The organism is Pseudomonas sp. GW821-FHT12A04 (assembly GCF_058807755.1).
On the sequence record NZ_JBXAQZ010000002.1, the window covers coordinates 83101 to 102376 of the forward strand.

At 59.2% G+C, this 19276-nt stretch carries 16 protein-coding genes and 2 pseudogenes; 10 read left to right on the forward strand and 8 right to left on the reverse strand.

Going from position 1 to position 19276, the window contains the following annotated elements; translation table 11 throughout:
* Positions 1 to 30: 30 nt before the first annotated feature.
* A pseudogene (locus AC1RS8_RS03165) lies at positions 31 to 813 on the reverse strand (peptidoglycan-binding protein); the annotation flags it as partial.
* Positions 814 to 1025: 212 nt separating this feature from the next.
* Here AC1RS8_RS03165 and def point away from each other — a divergent pair.
* The 5 genes from def to AC1RS8_RS03190 all read left to right on the forward strand — a co-directional run bounded on the left by def (position 1026) and on the right by AC1RS8_RS03190 (position 5727).
* Complete coding sequence (gene def, locus AC1RS8_RS03170; protein ID WP_057712643.1) at positions 1026 to 1532, forward strand: peptide deformylase; 507 nt, start codon at positions 1026 to 1028, stop codon at positions 1530 to 1532.
* 57 nt (positions 1533 to 1589) lie between these two features.
* A complete protein-coding gene (gene fmt / locus AC1RS8_RS03175) occupies positions 1590 to 2549 on the forward strand; it encodes a methionyl-tRNA formyltransferase (protein WP_154860840.1) in 960 nt (319 codons plus the stop codon).
* Complete coding sequence (gene rsmB, locus AC1RS8_RS03180) at positions 2546 to 3856, forward strand: 16S rRNA (cytosine(967)-C(5))-methyltransferase RsmB (protein WP_218494549.1); 1311 nt, start codon at positions 2546 to 2548, stop codon at positions 3854 to 3856. Before fmt ends, rsmB begins: the two co-directional genes overlap by 4 nt.
* Before the next feature lie 22 nt (positions 3857 to 3878).
* Positions 3879 to 5255 (forward strand): Trk system potassium transporter TrkA, encoded by a 1377-nt coding sequence (gene trkA / locus AC1RS8_RS03185; RefSeq protein WP_057712646.1) that lies wholly within the window; start codon positions 3879 to 3881, stop codon positions 5253 to 5255.
* Positions 5256 to 5412: 157 nt separating this feature from the next.
* Positions 5413 to 5727, forward strand: a complete 315-nt coding sequence (locus AC1RS8_RS03190; protein WP_057397334.1) for a tetratricopeptide repeat protein — start codon at positions 5413 to 5415, stop codon at positions 5725 to 5727.
* Here the strand turns inward: AC1RS8_RS03190 and AC1RS8_RS03195 are convergent, their stop codons facing one another.
* The 3 genes from AC1RS8_RS03195 to tag all read right to left on the reverse strand — a co-directional run bounded on the left by AC1RS8_RS03195 (position 5728) and on the right by tag (position 7612).
* Complete coding sequence (locus tag AC1RS8_RS03195) at positions 5728 to 5967, reverse strand: PilZ domain-containing protein (protein WP_057712647.1); 240 nt, start codon at positions 5965 to 5967, stop codon at positions 5728 to 5730. It abuts the gene before it with no gap.
* Positions 5968 to 6126: 159 nt separating this feature from the next.
* The gene (locus AC1RS8_RS03200; protein WP_057712648.1) at positions 6127 to 7014 is read right to left on the reverse strand and encodes a lysophospholipid acyltransferase; all 888 of its coding nucleotides are present in this window, start codon (positions 7012 to 7014) and stop codon (positions 6127 to 6129) included.
* A gap of 40 nt (positions 7015 to 7054) precedes the next feature.
* Complete coding sequence (tag, locus tag AC1RS8_RS03205; RefSeq protein WP_057712649.1) at positions 7055 to 7612, reverse strand: DNA-3-methyladenine glycosylase I; 558 nt, start codon at positions 7610 to 7612, stop codon at positions 7055 to 7057.
* A gap of 81 nt (positions 7613 to 7693) precedes the next feature.
* Here tag and glyQ point away from each other — a divergent pair, with 81 nt between their 5' ends.
* From glyQ to AC1RS8_RS03230, 5 genes and pseudogenes are all read left to right on the forward strand, one after another.
* Positions 7694 to 8647: a glycine--tRNA ligase subunit alpha gene (gene glyQ / locus AC1RS8_RS03210; protein ID WP_003187265.1), complete on the forward strand. Its 954-nt coding sequence runs from the start codon at positions 7694 to 7696 to the stop codon at positions 8645 to 8647.
* Complete coding sequence (glyS, locus tag AC1RS8_RS03215; RefSeq protein WP_493162381.1) at positions 8644 to 10698, forward strand: glycine--tRNA ligase subunit beta; 2055 nt, start codon at positions 8644 to 8646, stop codon at positions 10696 to 10698. Before glyQ ends, glyS begins: the two co-directional genes overlap by 4 nt.
* A gap of 4 nt (positions 10699 to 10702) precedes the next feature.
* Positions 10703 to 11242, forward strand: a complete 540-nt coding sequence (gene gmhB / locus AC1RS8_RS03220) for a D-glycero-beta-D-manno-heptose 1,7-bisphosphate 7-phosphatase (protein WP_167362881.1) — start codon at positions 10703 to 10705, stop codon at positions 11240 to 11242.
* Between the two features lie 83 nt (positions 11243 to 11325).
* Complete coding sequence (locus AC1RS8_RS03225; RefSeq protein WP_057712652.1) at positions 11326 to 12105, forward strand: lysophospholipid acyltransferase family protein; 780 nt, start codon at positions 11326 to 11328, stop codon at positions 12103 to 12105.
* A 281-nt stretch (positions 12106 to 12386) separates the two neighbouring features.
* Positions 12387 to 12569, forward strand: a pseudogene (locus AC1RS8_RS03230) (winged helix-turn-helix domain-containing protein); the annotation flags it as partial.
* Between the two features lie 60 nt (positions 12570 to 12629).
* Here AC1RS8_RS03230 and gyrB read toward each other — a convergent pair.
* Genes gyrB through dnaA form a run of 4 tightly spaced genes read right to left on the reverse strand, consistent with a single transcriptional unit; the run spans position 12630 to position 18840 of the window.
* Positions 12630 to 15047 (reverse strand): DNA topoisomerase (ATP-hydrolyzing) subunit B, encoded by a 2418-nt coding sequence (gyrB, locus tag AC1RS8_RS03235; protein WP_057716535.1) that lies wholly within the window; start codon positions 15045 to 15047, stop codon positions 12630 to 12632.
* Positions 15048 to 15052: 5 nt separating this feature from the next.
* Positions 15053 to 16156 (reverse strand): DNA replication/repair protein RecF, encoded by a 1104-nt coding sequence (gene recF, locus AC1RS8_RS03240; protein WP_007969883.1) that lies wholly within the window; start codon positions 16154 to 16156, stop codon positions 15053 to 15055.
* 20 nt (positions 16157 to 16176) lie between these two features.
* Positions 16177 to 17280, reverse strand: a complete 1104-nt coding sequence (dnaN, locus tag AC1RS8_RS03245) for a DNA polymerase III subunit beta (protein ID WP_007969885.1) — start codon at positions 17278 to 17280, stop codon at positions 16177 to 16179.
* A gap of 39 nt (positions 17281 to 17319) precedes the next feature.
* On the reverse strand, positions 17320 to 18840 hold the full coding sequence (gene dnaA, locus AC1RS8_RS03250; RefSeq protein ID WP_057712654.1) for a chromosomal replication initiator protein DnaA: 1521 nt from the start codon (positions 18838 to 18840) through the stop codon (positions 17320 to 17322).
* Positions 18841 to 19276 lie beyond the last annotated feature (436 nt).

Consider the following 19276-nt stretch of genomic DNA (forward strand, 5'->3'; position numbering starts at 1 on the left):
ATAACTCTGTTGGTAACTTGTGAAGCACTCTTACGGATTTCGTACCTTGTCCATCACCGACAGTGAGTGCGAGGCGCTGAGCACCAGCCCATAACTGAGCTTGTCGTAGGTACGGAAAACCATCAGCAAACCGGCGCGCTCATCGGGAATTTTCAATGGCTGGCCAGTGATCCGGTCCCTTACGGTTTCACCGGTTTTCATTACCGCCAGCAGATTGCCTTCGGCCAGACCGTCGCGCTGACCCTTGTTCAGCGTTACCACATCCAACTCGCCAATCTGCGTGACCCCACGCGGTACATCGATGATCAAACCATTGATTTCGTGGCTCGGTGCGCTGGGCGTGAAGGTCGAGTTGATCGCGCGCTCTTCACCGCTGAACAAGCGATCGCCGAGGCGGACCTCCTGAGTCGTGCGTAGCAACTCCAGGGTGGCAACGTCACCTTCGATGGCCACGACATCGCCGCCGCCGATATCGTCGGCGTTGATCCCCAGAATTTCCTTGCTCTGCGGATCGGTGTAGACCTTGCCTTGGCGGAAGATACCGTACGCCGGTTGTGCCGGATCGAAATGGCCACGGGCAAAGATGCGGTCACCCGCGCCGCTGAGCACCCGTTCGGAATCACCAGCGACGATGTAAGGCGCCTTGTCGAATTCCTCGGCCTTGTCGACGATGCGGTTGCTCAGCAGAAAGCTGTTGATCGATTTCAGAGCAATGCTGGGGATAGCCTCGGTCACCGGGCTGCTGCGAACCTGAGGCGACAGCTTTATGGTGGGAATCTCTTCCCGAAGCTGCCCTTGCCCGTACGCCCAACTTGCCGAAGCCAGGAGCAGCAGGGCGAGTAGTGATTTCCTCATGCGGTGAATCCCTTTATTATGTGCATTCGCGTGAAACGCCAGAGCCGTCAGTGGCTCGCTCCCGGCTTGCTTGTCTACAAAAGGGAGCTACGTTTTACAACGGTAGCCTGCATCTTCGGACCGCCAGGCCATCGACCCGACCTTACTTCACACGTGCACTTATCAAGCTTATGGCCATTTTAAACATCCTCGAATTCCCTGATCCGCGTCTGCGCACTATCGCCAAGCCAGTGGCCGTAGTGGACGACGAAGTGCGTCAGTTGGTCGACGACATGTTTGAAACAATGTATGAAGCGCCTGGCATCGGCCTCGCCGCTACCCAGGTCAACGTGCACAAACGTATCGTCGTGATGGACCTCTCCGAAGACCGCACCGAACCGCGAGTGTTCATCAACCCCGAGTTCGAACCCCTGACCGACGAGATGGAGCAATACCAGGAAGGCTGCCTTTCGGTACCCGGCTTCTATGAAAACGTCGATCGCCCGCAAAGGGTCAAGGTCAAGGCGCTGGACCGCGATGGCCAACCCTACGAACTGATCGCCGAAGGCCTGCTCGCGGTGTGCATCCAGCATGAATGCGACCACCTCAACGGCAAATTGTTCGTCGATTACCTGTCGACGCTCAAACGCGACCGCATCAAGAAGAAACTGGAAAAGCTTCATCGCCAGAACGCCTGATGCCCATCTTCAAAGGCTTGCTGCGGCAAGCCTTTTTCTTTTCAAGAGACGTCACCCATGACTGAGCCACTGCGCATTGTCTTTGCCGGCACCCCGGAATTCGCCGCCGAACACCTCAAGGCCCTGCTGAGCAGCCCTTACGAGATCGTCGCGGTCTACACCCAACCGGATCGTCCGGCCGGTCGCGGGCAAAAACTGATGCCGAGCCCGGTCAAACAGCTTGCTCTGGAGAACAATATCCCGGTGCTGCAACCGCCCACTCTGCGCAACGAAGATGCTCAGACTGAACTGGCTGCACTGAAGCCGGACTTGATGGTGGTGGTCGCCTATGGCCTGATCCTGCCGCAAGTGGTGCTGGATATTCCGCGTCTGGGTTGCATCAACAGTCACGCCTCGCTGCTGCCACGCTGGCGGGGCGCGGCGCCGATCCAGCGCGCCGTGGAGGCGGGCGACGCCGAAAGTGGCGTGACCGTGATGCGCATGGAAGCCGGCCTCGACACCGGGCCGATGCTGCTCAAGGTCACCACGCCGATCAGCGCCGAAGATACCGGCGGCAGCCTGCACGATCGCCTGGCCGAAATGGGCCCGCCGGCTGTAGTCCAGGCGATTGCCGGCCTCGCCGCCGGAACCCTGGAGGGCGAAGTGCAGGACGACAGCCTCGCTACCTATGCGCACAAATTGAACAAGGACGAAGCACGCATCGACTGGAGTCGCCCGGCGGTTGAGCTGGAGCGTCTGGTCCGTGCCTTCAACCCGTGGCCCATTACCCACAGCACCTTGAATGGCGAAGCCCTGAAAGTGCTGGCCGCAAACCTCGCCGAAGGCAAAGGCGCCCCGGGTGAAATCCTCGGCGCCAGCAAGGACGGTCTTATCGTCGCGTGCGGCGAGCAGGCCTTGTGCCTGACCCGTCTGCAATTGCCCGGCGGCAAGGCGCTGAACTTCAGCGATCTGTTCAACAGCCGTCGCGAGAAATTCGCCACCGGCACTGTCCTCGGCCAAGTGGCGGACGCTCAATGAATCCGCGTCTGGCCGCCGCCAAGGCACTCGCTGCCGTCCTGAACGGAAAAGCCTCGCTCAACAGTTCGCTGCCTACGCAGTTGGACAAGGTCGAGGACCGTGATCGCGGCTTTACCCAGGACCTGGCGTTCGGCACCGCGCGCTGGCAGCCACGTTTGTCGGCGCTGGCGGCCAAGCTGCTGCAGAAGCCGTTCAAGGCTGCCGACGCCGATGTCGAGGCGCTGTTGCTGGTCGGTCTCTATCAGTTGCTCTACACCCGTGTCCCGGCCCATGCCGCCATTGGTGAAACCGTCGGTTGCGCCGACAAGCTGAAAAAACCCTGGGCCAAGGCGCTGCTCAACGCTGTGCTGCGTAATGCTCAGCGCGAAAGCGAAACGATTTTCGCCGAGTTGGAACGTGATCCGGTGGTGCGCACCGCTCACCCACGCTGGCTGCAGAAATCTTTGAAAGCGTTCTGGCCAGATCAATGGGAAGCCATTTGTGCGGCGAACAATGCGCATCCGCCTATGATCCTGCGGGTCAACCGTCGCCATCACACCCGTGATGCCTACCTCGGTTTGCTGACTGACGCGGGAATTGCCGCCACGCCGTGTGTCTACAGCCGCGACGGCATCGTGCTCGACGCCGCCGCCGATGTGCGCAGCCTGCCGGGTTTCGCCGACGGCTGGATCAGCGTGCAGGACGAAGCCGCGCAACTGGCTGCCGATCTGCTCGACCTCGCGCCGGGCCAACGGGTGCTCGACGCTTGCTGTGCACCAGGTGGCAAGACCTGCCACATCCTCGAAGCCGAGCCAAAACTGGCCGGCGTCGTGGCGGTAGACCTGGAAGCCAAGCGGCTGGTGCGGGTGCGGGAAAACCTCGAACGCCTGAAACTGAGCGCCGAACTGATTGCCGCCGACGGCCGCGACACTCAGGCGTGGTGGGACGGCAAGCCGTTCCAGCGCATCCTGCTGGACGCGCCATGTTCGGCCACCGGTGTGATTCGTCGTCACCCGGATATCAAACTGACCCGCCAACCCGACGACATCGCCGCGCTGGCGCTGCTGCAGGGCGAGTTGCTCGATGCCATGTGGAAAACCCTGGAGGTCGGCGGCATCCTGCTGTACGCCACCTGTTCCACGCTGCCGACCGAGAACACCGAGGTCATCGAAGCCTTCCTCGCCCGCACGTCGGGTGCCCGGGAACTGGACCTCGCCACGGCGGCCGGCATCAAGCAGCCCCATGGTCGCCAGTTGCTGGCCCAGGAAGGTGGCCACGATGGCTTCTACTACGCCAAGCTGATCAAGATCGCCGCCGCGCGCGGTTAAATGGATTCAATGGAGTGACTGGATGAAAATCATCATCCTTGGTGCAGGGCAGGTCGGCGGTTCGCTGGCGGAACACCTGGCCAGCGAAGCCAACGATATTACTGTGGTCGACACCGATGGCGAGCGCCTGCGCGACCTTGGTGACCGCCTGGACATCCGCACGGTACAAGGTCGTGGCTCGTTCCCGACCGTGTTGCGCCAGGCTGGAGCCGATGACGCCGACATGCTGGTCGCGGTGACCAACAGCGACGAAACCAACATGGTCGCCTGTCAGGTCGCCCATACCCTGTTCCACACCCCGACCAAGATCGCCCGGGTTCGCGAAGCCGCGTACCTGACCCGCGAAGAGCAGTTGTTCCAGAACGAAGCGATTCCGGTGGACGTGCTGATCAGCCCGGAACAAGTGGTCACCAACTACATCAAGCGCCTGATCCAGCACCCCGGTGCCTTGCAGGTGATCGACTTCGCCGAAGGCAAGGCGCAATTGGTGGCGGTGCGGGCGTACTACGGCGGGCCGCTGGTGGGCCAGCAACTGCGGCAGTTGCGTGAACACATGCCGAACGTGGAAACCCGCGTTGCGGCGATTTTCCGTCGTGACCGGCCGATCCTGCCCCAGGGCGACACGGTGATCGAAGCCGACGACGAAGTATTTTTTATCGCCGCCAAGGCGAACATTCGTGCGGTGATGAGCGAAATGCGCCGTCTCGACGAAACCTATAAACGCATCGTCATCGCCGGTGGCGGGCAGATTGGCGAGCGTCTGGCCGAGGCCATCGAAAGCCGTTATCAGGTGAAAATCATCGAGATGAACCCTGTACGCTGCCGTCATCTCTCCGACACACTGGACAGCACGGTGGTGTTGCAGGGCAGCGCTTCGGACCGCGACCTGCTGATGGAAGAGAACATCGCCGACGCTGACCTTTTCCTGGCCCTGACCAACGACGACGAAGCCAACATCATGTCGTCGTTGCTGGCCAAGCGCCTGGGCGCGAAGAAGGTGATGTCCATCATCAACAACCCGGCTTATGTCGATCTGATCCAGGGCGGCGACATCGACATCGCCATCAGCCCGCAACTGGCGACCATCGGCACATTGCTGGCCCACGTGCGCCGGGGCGACATCGTCAGCGTGCATTCACTGCGCCGGGGTGCGGCGGAGGCCATCGAGGCGATTGCCCATGGCGATGCGAAATCGAGCAAGGTGATCGGCAAGGCCATCGAGAACATTGGCCTGCCGCCGGGCACCACCATCGGTGCGATTATCCGCGACGAAGAGGTGATCATCGCCCACGACGACACCGTGATCGAAGCGGGGGACCATGTGATTCTGTTCCTTGTGGATAAAAAGCATATTCGCGATGTAGAGAAGTTGTTCCATGTGGGGCTGAGCTTCTTCTGATACGGGGCCTGCCTTTGCAGGAGCGGGCCCTGCTCGCGATGGTCGTCAACGATAATGCTGGAAACCAGACACCCCGCGTCGCTTTCAGGTTTATCGCGAGCAAGCTCGCCCCTACAGTAAATCAACCCATGACATGCCTCAGGCAAGGAATCCACCGATGATCGAATCCCTGGAAAAAATGCTCGCCAAGGGTGTGGATAACGCTTTGCTGCGCTTCGGCCTGGGCAAGGGCTATCTGGATCTGGGGGAAAACGCCAAGGCTGCGGAGCATTTCCAACGCTGCGTGGAGTTCGATCCGAAGTATTCGGCGGCGTGGAAACTACTGGGCAAGGCCCATCTGGCGCTGGCGGACTTTGCGGCCGCGCGGCAGGCCTGGGAGCAAGGCCTGGAAGCTGCTCGCGGCCATGGCGACAAGCAGGCGGAGAAGGAAATGACGGTGTTCCTGAAGAAGCTCGAGCGTCAGGCCCACTGATCAGAGATAGCGCAAACCGATGCCCTCGGCGTCCACCTGCACCACTTCCATGCGCACGCGAGGCGCGCCTGTGGGTAAGTCCTGCACCTGTCCGTAAACCACCGCCCCCCGGGGCAGCGCCGACAGTTTCGGATGCTTGACGTAGACGCCGGTGGTCGACAGGTTGCGCGTCTGGCCCAGGCAATCGCCGATGCTTTCGTGACTGATCTTGATGCGAAATGATTTGCGGTGTTCGGACATCTTTTTGCGCCCTGATGAACGGTTGTGGATACGTGCAGGAGCGAGCTTGCTGCGATGGATGCCAGGGTGCCGCGTTCAACCTGGCAGCCCACATCATCGTTAACGTCCATCGCGAGCAAGCTCGCTCCTACAGGTTATCCACAGAGTGTGCCAAGTAAGTCAGTACCAACGCTCTTCACCCGGTGGGCGCTTCTTGAAGCGCTTCATGCTCCACATGTACTGGCTCGGGTACGCCCGCACATAGCGCTCGACCACTTGGCTCATGGCCGCACAGGACTCTGCCGTATCGGTGCTGTACATGGCCTCTGGCGCGGCTTCAAGGATCACTTTGTAGCCCGAACCGTCCGGCAGGCGCAGGGCGTGCAGGAATACGCCGACTGCTTTGCCGCCGGCCAGCATGTTCGGTACGAACTTGCTGGTCAGTGCCTGAGTGGCGAAGAACGGCACGAAGATCCCGGCGGATTCGGACGGTTCCGGGTCAGCGGGAATGCCCACTGCACCACCTTTGCGCACTTCCTTGATGACACTGAGGATGCCTTCCTTCGTGGAAGCAGCGACCTTGTTACCCAACTGCACCCGCTGCTTTTGCAGCAATTCATCCACTGCCTTCAATTTGGGCGGACGGTAGAAAATGATCGGTTTGCACTGGCTGCAATAGAAGTGATTGAGCACTTCCCAGTTGCCCAGGTGGCTGGTGATGCCGACCACGCCTTTGCCGGAGGCAAGGGCGTCCTTCAATACGTCGAGGCCTTCGACTTCGCGCACCAGGTCGATGGAGCGCTGGGCCGGCCAGATCCAGGCGCAGGCACTCTCGGTCAGGGACTTGCCGATGTCTTTCAGGCTCTGGCCCACCAGGCGTTCACGCTCGGCGGGGTCCATGTCCGGAAAGCACTTGGACAGATTGATCCGTACCACGTCGCGGGAACGGTTCGGGGTTTTCCACATAACCCAGCCAATCGCCGAGCCCACGGCCTGCACGGCCCACCACGGAAGCAGGGCAAACAGCCGTAGAGCGCCTACCAGCAAGGCGCCTTTAAACTTATCCACAGGTCACTCCTGATCTTGTGCTGTGCGCGAGGCGGCCATTCTAACCGCCGTTCGCCAGCTGCGCGTAGCGGTCGCAATCGCGGGTGTGATCCATGACCATGCCCGAGGCCTGCATCAGCGCGTAGCAGATGGTCGGCCCGACGAACGTGAAACCGGCCTTTTTCAAGCCTTTGCTCATTTCCACGGCAGTCGGCGTCACGGCCGGGACTTCGCTGCGATCCTTGAAATGATTGATCACAGGCGTGCCGCCGACGAATGACCACAGAAACGCCACCGGATCCTCCAGCGCCAGCCAGGCCTGGGCATTGCGCCGGGCCGCGTTGAGCTTGAGTCGGTTGCGGATGATGCCGGGATCGAGCATCAGCTCGTCGATTTCGGCATCGCTCATCTGCGCCACGCGCTGCACGTCGAAGCCGAACAAAACTTCGCGATAACGCTCGCGCTTGCGCAGCACGGTGATCCAGGAGAGCCCGGCCTGGAACCCTTCGAGCAAAAGCAACTCGAACAAACCCTGCGCATCCCGTAGCGGCGTGCCCCACTCCTGATCGTGATAAGCCATGTACAGCGGATCTTCGGAACACCAAAAGCAGCGTGGCATAAGGCTCCAGGGGGCGTGCGCAGCAATGAATCGGGTATACTCCCGCTCTTTAAATCGCAGCCCAAGAAACAGGTGAATTTCGTGAGCCAGCCTACGCCAGCCGTGCGTACCTTCCAAGACTTGATCCTCGCCCTCCAGCAATACTGGGCCGAGCAAGGTTGTGTGGTACTTCAGCCCTACGATATGGAAGTAGGCGCCGGCACTTTCCACACCGCAACATTCCTGCGCGCCATCGGCCCGGAAACCTGGAACGCCGCCTACGTGCAGCCAAGCCGCCGTCCGACTGACGGCCGTTACGGTGAAAACCCGAACCGTCTGCAGCACTACTACCAGTTCCAGGTGGTCCTGAAGCCGAACCCGGACAACTTCCAGGAACTGTACCTGGGCTCTCTCAAGCACGTTGGCCTGGACCCGCTGGTCCACGACATTCGCTTCGTCGAAGACAACTGGGAATCGCCGACCCTCGGCGCCTGGGGTCTGGGCTGGGAAGTCTGGCTCAACGGCATGGAAGTGACCCAGTTCACCTACTTCCAGCAAGCGGGCGGCATCGAGTGCTACCCGGTGACCGGCGAGATCACCTACGGTCTCGAACGTCTGGCCATGTATCTGCAAGGCGTGGACTCGGTCTACGACCTGGTGTGGGCTGACGGTCCGTTCGGCAAAGTGACCTACGGCGACGTGTTCCACCAGAACGAAGTGGAGCAGTCCACTTACAACTTCGAACACGCCAATGTCGACAAGCTGTTCGAACTGTTCGATTTCTACGAAAGCGAAGCCAAGCGCCTGATCGAACTCGACCAGCCGCTGCCGTTGCCGAGCTACGAAATGGTGTTGAAGGCTTCCCACACCTTCAACCTGCTGGATGCGCGCCGGGCGATCTCGGTGACCGCGCGTCAGCAATACATCCTGCGTGTACGCACCCTGGCGCGTTCCGTTGCGCAAGCCTACCTGCTGGCTCGCGCCAAGCTGGGCTTCCCGATGGCGACCCCGGACCTGCGTGATGAAGTACTGGCCAAGCTGGAGGCTGCACAATGAGTGCTCTGGATTTTCTGGTTGAACTGGGCACTGAAGAACTGCCACCCAAAGCCCTGAACACCCTGGCCGAGGCGTTCCTCGCCGGTATCGACAAGGGCCTGCAAGCTGCCGGCCTGAACTACGAGAGCAAAACCGTTTATGCCGCTCCGCGCCGCCTGGCCGTGCTGATCACCGCACTGGCCACCCAGCAGCCGGATCGCAGCATCAACCTCGACGGCCCGCCGCGTCAGGCCGCGTTCGATGCTGAAGGCAACCCGACCCAGGCAGCATTGGGCTTCGCCAAGAAGTGCGGCGTCGAGCTGAGCGAAATCGATCAGAGCGGCCCGAAACTTCGCTACAGCCAGAGCATCGCCGGCAAGGCGACTGCGAGCCTGCTGCCGACCATCGTCGAAGATTCGCTGAACGACCTGCCGATCCCGAAACGCATGCGTTGGGGCGCGCGCAAGGAAGAATTCGTTCGTCCGACCCAATGGCTGGTGATGCTGCTCGGTGACCAGGTCATCGACTGCACCATCCTCGCCCAGAAGGCCGGCCGTGACTCCCGTGGCCACCGCTTCCATCACCCGGAAAACGTGCGCATCGGTTCGCCGTCCAGCTACCTGGCCGACCTGCGTGCCGCCTACGTTTTGGCCGACGCCAACGAGCGTCGCGAGATCATCAGCAAGCGCACCGAAGAGCTGGCCACCCGTCAGGAAGGCACGGCAATCGTTCCTCCAGCGCTGCTCGATGAAGTGACCGCGCTGGTCGAATGGCCGGTGCTGCTGGTGTGCTCGTTCGAGGAGCGCTTCCTCGACGTGCCGCAGGAAGCCCTGATCACCACCATGCAGGACAACCAGAAGTACTTCTGCCTGCTGGACGCCGACGGCAAGTTGCTGCCACGTTTCATTACCGTGGCCAACATCGAGAGCAAGGACCCACAGCAGATCATCGCCGGTAACGAGAAAGTGGTTCGCCCACGCCTGACCGACGCCGAGTTCTTCTTCAAGCAAGACAAGAAGCAAAAGCTTGAAGACTTCAACCTGCGCCTGCAAAACGTGGTGTTCCAGGAAAAACTCGGCAGCGTCTACGACAAGGCCGAACGCGTTTCCAGACTCGCCGCCTACATCGCGGCGCGCATTGGCGGCAACGCTTCGTGGGCTGCTCGTGCAGGCCTGCTGTCCAAGTGTGACCTGTCGACCGAGATGGTCGGCGAGTTCCCGGAGATGCAAGGTGTCGCCGGTTACTACTACGCCCTCAACGATGGCGAGCCGGAAGATGTCGCACTGGCGCTGAACGAGCAGTACATGCCGCGCGGTGCCGGCGCTGAACTGCCAAGCACCCTGACCGGTGCGGCCGTGGCCATTGCCGACAAGCTCGACACCCTCGTGGGAATCTTCGGTATCGGCATGCTGCCGACCGGCAGCAAAGACCCGTACGCCCTGCGCCGTGCTGCACTGGGCGTGTTGCGTATCCTGATCGAGAAGCAACTGGATCTGGACCTGAACGACGCCGTGGCCTTCGCTGTGAATGCGTTCGGTACCAAGGTCAAGGCTGCGGGCCTGAACGATTCGGTGCTGGAATTCATCTTCGACCGCCTGCGTGCCCGTTACGAAGACGAAGGCGTCGATGTTGCGACCTACCTGTCGGTACGTGCCCTGAAGCCCGGTTCGGCCCTGGACTTCGACCAGCGCGTGCAAGCGGTACAGGCTTTCCGCAAACTGCCGGAAGCTGCCGCCCTGGCCGCCGTGAACAAGCGCGTATCGAACTTGCTGAGCAAGGTCGAAGGCTCCGTTCCGACAGTCGTGGAAGCCAAGTACTTCGACAACGCCAACGAGTTCTCCCTGTACTCGGCGATCCAGCAGGCTGACCAGGCTGTACAGCCAATGGCAGCCTCGCGTCAGTACAGCGAATCACTGGCACGCCTGGCTGCACTGCGCGAACCGGTGGATGCGTTCTTCGAAGCCGTGATGGTCAACGCGGAGGACGCAAAAGTTCGCGCCAACCGTTATGCATTGCTGGCGCGTCTGCGTGGGTTGTTCCTCGGCGTTGCCGACATTTCGCTGCTGGGTTGAGGGACTGCTGTTGAAACTGCTGATTCTCGATCGGGACGGAGTGATCAATTACGACTCCGACGCTTACATCAAGTCGGTGGAGGAGTGGATTCCGCTCCCCGGATCGATCGAAGCCATCGCGCAGTTGAGCAAGGCTGGCTGGACGGTAGCCGTCGCTACCAACCAGTCGGGCATCGCTCGCGGCTATTACGACCTTGCCACCCTCAATGCCATGCACGAGCGCTTGCGCGCGTTGGTGGCGGAGCAGGGTGGTGAAGTCGGCCTGATCGTCTACTGCCCGCATGGGCCGGACGAAGGCTGCGATTGCCGCAAGCCGAAACCCGGGATGTTGAAAACCATCGCCGCTCATTACAACGTGTCGCTGACCGATCTCTGGTTCGTCGGCGACAGCCTTGGTGACCTGGAAGCCGCCAAAGCCGTCGATTCACAGCCAGTTTTGGTAAAGACCGGGAAAGGCGAAAAGACTTTGGGCAAGACCCTTCCGGTTGGCACATTGATTTTTGACGATCTGGCGGCGATTGCCGCAGAACTTATCCACAATTAGAGTGCTTCTGAAATTCCTGATAAAGGACCCATCAGGAGTGCGCTTTATACAGGCGGGCAATTCCCGCAACGGTAAACGTCACCATGTCGATATTGCAGGCCATCAGAACCTTCCTCTTTTACCTGCTGCTGGGCACCAGCTCATTGCTGTGGTGCAGCCTGAGTTTTTTTATCGCACCGTTTCTGCCCTTCAAGGCACGTTATCGCTTCATCAACGTGTATTGGTGCCGTTGTGCCCTGTGGCTGAGCAAAGTGTTCCTTGGTATTCGCTACGAAGTGAAGGGCGCCGAGAACGTACCTGAACGGCCGTGCGTGATTCAATCGAACCATCAGAGTACCTGGGAGACGTTTTTTCTCTCCGCCTACTTCTCACCGCTGAGCCAGGTGCTCAAACGTGAGTTGCTCTATGTGCCGTTCTTCGGTTGGGCCATGGCCATGCTGCGACCGATCGCCATCGATCGCGACAACCCGAAAGCAGCACTCAAGCATGTGGCTCAAAAAGGTGATGAGTTGCTCAAGGACAATGTCTGGGTGCTGATCTTCCCCGAAGGCACGCGCGTTCCTTTCGGCACCGTCGGAAAGTTCTCGCGCGGTGGCAGCGCCTTGGCGGTCAACGCCGAATTGCCGGTGCTGCCGATTGCGCACAACGCAGGCAAGTTCTGGCCGAAAACCGGTTGGGCGAAGAAGCAGGGCGTCATCACTGTGATCATTGGCGAGCCTATGTATGCCGCAGGCACCGGACCACGAGCCATTGCTGAATTGAACGACCGGGTCCAGGCGTGGAACGAGCAGATGCAACGGGAAATGGGCTCACTGCCACCGGCTCCACAAGCGCCGGTTTCAAACGATCAGGTGGTTGTCTGAGATTCTGTGGATAACCTGTGTACCGTTTCATTGAAAAGCGTCGTTTTTTGTACGTAACATTATGATTTTTTTACATATTTCTTAGAATGATAAAAACCATAAAAACGTGCATAAGTTTTTTTTGGACGTAAAAAAACCGGCGGATATAGCCGGTTTTTTTATGCCCATCCACAACGGCTTTGACCATCGATAATCCCAACCCCACGCCATCGATACCTTCGGTGGAAGAAAAGCGTCAGTATTGGCTGAACAGTTCGATCTTCAGCTGCGCGATGGGCAGCGCCTGGTCGCGGGATTACCTGTACGAACGATTCTGGCCCGATGAAGAAGTGTCCTCGTCCCGGCCGCTCGATACTCACATCTATCGCCTGCGCAACAAGCTTGGGCTGACGGCGGATCGCGGTTGGCAGTTGCTGACGATTTATGGGTATCGGTTGGAGAGTGTGGCACCGGCGAGCGAGTAAAACGCGGGCAAAAAAAGGCCAATGCAAATGCATTGGCCTTTTCGTTGGGGTCGACCGGGATCAGAAGTCCAGGTTGGACACCGCCAGGGCATTGCTTTCGATGAAGTCACGACGTGGTTCGACCGCATCACCCATCAGGGTGTTGAAGATCTGGTCCGCGCCAATGGCGTCTTCGATAGTCACTTTCAGCATGCGACGCACGCTTGGGTCCATGGTGGTTTCCCACAGCTGATCCGGGTTCATCTCGCCCAGACCTTTGTATCGCTGGATGGTGTGGCGCTTGGTGCTTTCAGCCATCAGCCAGTCCAGGGCTTCCTTGAACTCGGTGACCGACTTACGGCGTTCGCCACGCTGGATGTACGCGCCATCGTCGAGCAGGGTGCTCAGTTGAGCGCCCAGGGAAACAACGGTCTTGTAGTCGTTGCTGCCGAAGAAGTCGCGGTTGAACGTGACGTAGTTCGACAGGCCGTGGGAGATCAGTTCGACCTCTGGCAGCCACACGCCACGCTCACGGTCTTCACGCAGGCTTGCCTTGTAGACCAGACCCGACTTCTCGACGGTGCGCAGACGCACTTCGTACTGGGCCAGCCAGTCCTGCATCGCTGCATGATCGGACAACTGATCCATGCTGACAGCCGGCAGGTAGATGAAGTGCTCGGTCAGTTCCTGTGGGTACAGGCGCGACAGACGCTTGAGGGTCTTCATCACCAGACGGAAGTCATTCACCAGACGCTCGAGGGCTTCGCCGGAGATACCCGGTGCATCCTCGTTCAAGTGCAGGCTCGCATCTTCCAGGGCCGACTGCGTCATGTACTCTTCCATGGCGTCGTCGTCTTTGATGTATTGCTCTTGCTTGCCTTTCTTCACTTTGTACAACGGCGGCTGAGCGATGTAGATGTAGCCACGCTCGATCAGCTCCGGCAGCTGACGGAAGAAGAAGGTCAGCAGCAGGGTACGGATGTGCGAACCGTCGACGTCAGCATCGGTCATGATGATGATGTTGTGATAGCGCAACTTGTCGATGTTGTACTCTTCGCGACCGATGCCGCAGCCCAGCGCAGTGATCAAGGTGCCCACTTCCTGGGAAGAGATCATCTTGTCGAAGCGTGCCTTCTCGACGTTCAGGATTTTACCCTTGAGGGGCAGAATCGCCTGGGTCTTGCGGTTACGTCCCTGCTTGGCAGAGCCGCCCGCGGAGTCACCTTCCACGAGGTACAGTTCAGACAGGGCAGGGTCTTTTTCCTGGCAGTCGGCCAGTTTGCCCGGCAGGCCGGCGATGTCCAGCGCGCCTTTGCGGCGGGTCATCTCACGGGCTTTACGTGCCGCTTCACGGGCACGGGCCGCGTCGATCATCTTGCCGACAACCAGCTTGGCTTCGTTCGGGTTTTCCAGCAGGAAGTCGGAGAAGTACTTGCCCATTTCCTGTTCGACTGCGGTCTTCACTTCGGAAGACACCAACTTGTCTTTGGTCTGGGAGCTGAACTTCGGATCCGGCACCTTCACCGAAATGATCGCGGTCAGGCCTTCACGGGCATCGTCACCGGTGGTGGCGACTTTGTGCTTCTTCGCCAGGCCTTCTGCTTCGATGTAGGTGTTCAGGTTACGCGTCAGTGCGGAACGGAAACCCACCAGGTGAGTACCGCCGTCGCGCTGTGGAATGTTGTTGGTGAAGCACAACAGGTTCTCGTTGAAGCTGTCGTTCCACTGCAGGGCAATTTCCACACCGATGCCGTCTTCACGCTGGACGTTGAAGTGGAACACCTGGTTGACCGGGGTCTTGTTGGTGTTCAGGTATTCAACGAACGCACGCAGGCCGCCTTCGTATTTGAACAGTTCTTCCTTGCCGCTGCGCTCGTCCTTGAGGACGATACCGACACCGGAGTTGAGGAAGGACAGTTCACGAATCCGCTTGGCCAGGATGTCCCAGCTGAAGTGGATGTTCTTGAAGGTTTCGCTGGAAGCCTTGAAGTGGATCTGCGTACCGGTGGTTTCGCTGTCGCCAACGATTTTCATCGGCTCTTGCGGAACACCGTGGACGTAAGTCTGTTCCCAGATCTTGCCGCTACGGCGAACGGTCAGGACCAGCTCTTCCGACAGGGCGTTAACTACCGACACACCCACACCGTGCAGACCGCCGGAAACCTTGTAGGAGTTGTCGTCGAACTTACCGCCGGCGTGCAGCACGGTCATGATGACCTCGGCTGCCGAAACGCCTTCTTCCTTGTGTACGTCTACCGGGATGCCACGGCCGTTGTCGCGAACGGTGATGGACTCATCCGGGTGGATGATGATGCTGATGTCGTCGCAGTAGCCGGCGAGCGCTTCGTCGATCGAGTTGTCGACCACCTCGAACACCATGTGGTGCAGACCGCTGCCATCGTCGGTGTCGCCAATATACATACCGGGACGTTTGCGTACGGCATCCAGGCCTTTCAGCACTTTAATGCTCGTTGAGTCGTACGTATTTTCTTCGCTCAATGCCTTCACTCCCGATGGTCGTGGGTCTGGGTGATACGGCCCTGTTCCACGTGGAACAGAGCGACTGGCGTTTCCGTCTGCCAGCCTTCCCTCAATAATTCGTGATCTACACAGGTGATAAATACCTGGCAGCGTAAGTCTTCCAACAAGCGGCAAAGGGCGCGACGGTGGTGCTCGTCCAGTTCGGACGGCAAGTCATCCACCAGATAAATACACTGACCGCGTCGAGCCTGGCTGACCAAGTGCCCTTGGGCAATCCGTAATGCGCAAACCACCAACTTCTGCTGGCCTCGGGACAAGATGTCCGCGGCGTTGTGCGCCCCCAGTCTGAGCCGCAAATCAGCGCGTTGTGGTCCGGCCTGGGTATGTCCCATTTGCTGGTCCCGCTGAAGAGACCCGGCGAGCACAGCACTCAGTTCACGGTCCTTGTCCCAGCCGCGGTAATAGCTGAGCGTCAAGCCTTCAAGCTCAACCAGTTCGCTCAAGGTTTGTTCAAAGACTGGTTTCAAGGCTTTGATATAAGCGCGGCGGTATTCATCGATTTCAGCGCTGGCCTGGCACAGTTCCCTGTCCCAAACCGCTTGCGAAACGGCGTCAAGTGTACCATGCCGCAGCCAAGAGTTTCTCTGGCGCAGGGCCTTCTGCAAGCGCTGCCAGGTTGACATGAAGCGCGGTTCCACGTGGAACACACCCCAGTCGAGAAACTGTCGGCGAATCTTCGGCGCGCCTTCCAGCAATCGAAAGCTATCCGGATTGATCAGTTGCAGTGGCAAGATCTCGGCCAGTTGCGCGGCGCTGCGAGCATTCTGCCCATCGATACGGATCTGGAATTCCCCTTGGCGATCCCGTGAGATGCCCAAGGCGCTATGCCCACCCTCCGCCAGCTCAACCTGGCCAAATACCGTACAGGCAAGCTGTTCGTATTGAATGACCGGCAACAGACGGGTGCTGCGAAACGAACGGGCAAGCCCCAGCAGATGAATGGCTTCCAGAACACTGGTTTTGCCGCTGCCGTTGGCGCCGTAAAGAATATTGATGCGAGGGGAGGGGGAGAAGGTCACCGGATGCAGATTGCGCACCGCGGTGACCGAGACGCGACTTAAGGACATCTAGCTTCTGCTGAGCATGATTACAGACGCATCGGCATGACAACGTAGGCCGAGTCGTCGTTATCCGATTCCTGCACCAGCGCGCTGCTGTTGGAGTCGGACAGGATCAGACGAACCTGCTCGGTGGTCATCACGCCCAGTACGTCGAGCAGGTAGCTCACGTTGAAGCCGATTTCCAGAGAGCCGCCGTTGTATTCAACGCCCACTTCTTCTTCCGCTTCTTCCTGCTCCGGGTTGTTCGCCTGGATCTTCAGCTGACCGCTGGCCAGTTGCAGACGGATACCACGGTACTTCTCGTTGGACAGAATGGCGGTACGGCTGAACGCTTCGCGCAGAGCCTGACGATCACCAAGAACCAGCTTGTCGCCACCTTTAGGCAGAACTCGCTCGTAGTCCGGGAATTTTCCGTCAACCAGCTTCGAGGTGAAGGTGAACTCACCGGTGGTGGCGCGAATGTGATGCTGACCCAGCACGATGCTGACATTGCCGTCCGGCTCGGTGAGCAGGCGAGCCAGTTCGAGGATACCTTTGCGCGGCACGATGACCTGGTGACGATCCGGCTGGCCGATGTCGGCCTGCATCGAGCACATGGCCAGACGGTGGCCGTCGGTGGCTACCGCGCGGATCACACCCGCGGAAACTTCCAGCAGCATGCCGTTGAGGTAGTAACGCACGTCCTGCTGGGCCATGGCGAAGCTGGTGCGTTCGATCAGACGACGCAGCTTGCTTTGCTCCAGGCTGCAGGTCAGCGAACCCGGGCCTTCTTCCACGGTAGGGAAGTCGTTGGCCGGCAGTGTCGACAGGGTGAAGCGGCTACGGCCAGCCTTGACCACAAGCTTCTGCTCGTCGACCTTGATGTCGATCAGCGCATCGTTCGGCAGGCTTTTGCAGATGTCCATCAGCTTGCGCGCCGGCACGGTGATGGAACCCGGATCCGCCGGCTCTTCGAGTTGAACACGACCGACCAGCTCGACTTCCAGGTCGGTACCGGTCAGCGACAATTGCTGGCCTTCGACAACCAGCAGCACGTTGGAAAGTACCGGCAAGGTCTGTCGGCGTTCGACGACGCCTGCGACCAGTTGCAGGGGTTTCAACAGGGCTTCGCGTTGAATGGTGAAATGCATGGTCTAGTCCCTTGCCTTAATTAGCTGCGCTGGAGTTCATCAAGTGGTCAGTGTACGCAGCAGGTTCTTGTAGTCCTCGCGGATGTCCGCGTCGGATTCCTTAAGTTCGTTGATCTTGCGGCACGCGTGCAAGACCGTCGTATGGTCGCGGCCGCCAAACACATCGCCGATTTCCGGCAGGCTGTGGTTGGTCAGTTCCTTGGACAACGCCATGGCGACCTGACGCGGACGAGCGACCGAACGCGAACGGCGTTTGGACAGCAAGTCGGAGATCTTGATCTTGTAGTACTCGGCGACAGTGCGCTGAATGTTATCCACAGAGACCAGTTTATCCTGCAACGCCAACAAGTCCTTAAGGGATTCGCGAATCAGCTCGATGGTGATATCGCGGCCCATGAAGTGCGAGTGGGCGATCACGCGCTTGAGCGCGCCTTCCAGCTCACGGACGTTGGAGCGAATGCGTTGGGCAATGAAGAACGCGGCGTCGTGAGGCAACTCGACTTTGGCCTGATCGGCCTTCTTCATCAGGATCGCCACGCGGGTTTCCAGCTCCGGCGGCTCGACCGCTACGGTCAGGCCCCAGCCAAAACGGGATTTGAGGCGTTCTTCAAGGCCTTCGATTTCCTTCGGGTAGCGGTCACTGGTGAGAATGACCTGCTGCCCACCTTCGAGCAGGGCGTTGAAGGTGTGGAAAAACTCTTCCTGGGAACGCTCCTTGCGGGCGAAGAACTGAATGTCATCGATCAGCAACGCATCCACCGAACGGTAGAAGCGTTTGAACTCGTTGATCGCGTTCAGTTGCAGGGCCTTGACCATGTCCGCCACGAAACGCTCGGAATGCAGGTACACCACCTTGGCATTCGGGTTCTTCTTTAATAGATGGTTACCCACAGCATGCATCAAGTGGGTTTTACCCAGGCCGACGCCACCATAAAGGAAGAGCGGGTTGTAACCGTGCTTGGGGTTGTCTGCCACCTGCCAGGCGGCGGCGCGCGCCAGCTGGTTGGATTTACCTTCAACGAAATTCTCGAAGGTAAAGGTGCGGTTCAGGTAACTGGTGTGCTTGAGCGCACCTTCGACCTGCACGGTACGTTGCTCGGCACGCACAGGTGCCTGTTGCGAACTGGCTCCGGCCATCGGGTCGAAGCTGTCACGGGAAGGTTCTTCCTCGGAGACTTCAGCCACTTTTTGCGTCGCACGCTTGGTCGACACGGCGGCAGGTGCCGGCGGCGGACTGACGGGTGCTTGAGCAGCCTGGGCCTGGGAAGCCGCAGCAGCCAGGGGAGCGTTTGGCGCGGCACGGGGTGCCGAACTGCGTTTGCTGCCTATTAATAGGGAAAGCGCAGGCGCCATGCCATTGCCGTGCTCATCGAGCAATTCGAGAACACGCCCCAGGTACTTTTCGTTGACCCAGTCCAGAACAAAACGATTGGGTGCATACACACGCAACTCGTCGCCTTCGGCTTCGACCTGTAGTGGACGGATCCAAGTGTTGAATTGTTGGGCAGGCAGCTCATCGCGCAGAAGCTCCACGCACTGCTGCCAAAGTTCCACTGACACGGATATCCCCTAAGTTGAAAGCCGGTGAGGCAAAAACAAGCGGCCATTGTAGCGACCAGACGCCGACTTATCCACACGAAGGTGGTTCATCGACCAAGAAGAATCACCGTTTCATAAGCAAAAAAGGCGACCAGTGGTCTGTGCATAAGCTCTGTGGATAACCGGGGTTAAGGTCATTGCACAAGTGGGGGCGAAACTCGGTGGATAACCCGCCTGTGGATAAAGCGACCTTTCACACACAGGTTATCCGACAGCGCAGCACAGGCTGAACACTGTTTTCCACCGTAGTTGTCATTCTCTGTACAGCAGGTAAAACAAGGGCTGAATCGAGTTATCCACAGAAGATGGCGAGCCTAGCTTTTATAAGCTTTACAGAAAAGCTTTAAATACTTTCCTTTCTTATTTTTATATCTACGCAAGGTGCAAGTGCTGAAAA

Bases quoted from the DNA above. Each gene is read 5' to 3' on its own strand.
- def (WP_057712643.1), top strand. From the start codon at position 1,026: ATGGCCATTTTAAACATCCTCGAATTCCCTGATCCGCGTCTGCGCACT.
- fmt (WP_154860840.1), top strand. From the start codon at position 1,590: ATGACTGAGCCACTGCGCATTGTCTTTGCCGGCACCCCGGAATTCGCC.
- rsmB (WP_218494549.1), top strand. From the start codon at position 2,546: ATGAATCCGCGTCTGGCCGCCGCCAAGGCACTCGCTGCCGTCCTGAAC.
- trkA (WP_057712646.1), top strand. From the start codon at position 3,879: ATGAAAATCATCATCCTTGGTGCAGGGCAGGTCGGCGGTTCGCTGGCG.
- AC1RS8_RS03190 (WP_057397334.1), top strand. From the start codon at position 5,413: ATGATCGAATCCCTGGAAAAAATGCTCGCCAAGGGTGTGGATAACGCT.
- AC1RS8_RS03195 (WP_057712647.1), bottom strand. From the start codon at position 5,967: ATGTCCGAACACCGCAAATCATTTCGCATCAAGATCAGTCACGAAAGC.
- tag (WP_057712649.1), bottom strand. From the start codon at position 7,612: ATGCCACGCTGCTTTTGGTGTTCCGAAGATCCGCTGTACATGGCTTAT.
- glyS (WP_493162381.1), top strand. From the start codon at position 8,644: ATGAGTGCTCTGGATTTTCTGGTTGAACTGGGCACTGAAGAACTGCCA.
- AC1RS8_RS03225 (WP_057712652.1), top strand. From the start codon at position 11,326: ATGTCGATATTGCAGGCCATCAGAACCTTCCTCTTTTACCTGCTGCTG.
- recF (WP_007969883.1), bottom strand. From the start codon at position 16,156: ATGTCCTTAAGTCGCGTCTCGGTCACCGCGGTGCGCAATCTGCATCCG.
- dnaN (WP_007969885.1), bottom strand. From the start codon at position 17,280: ATGCATTTCACCATTCAACGCGAAGCCCTGTTGAAACCCCTGCAACTG.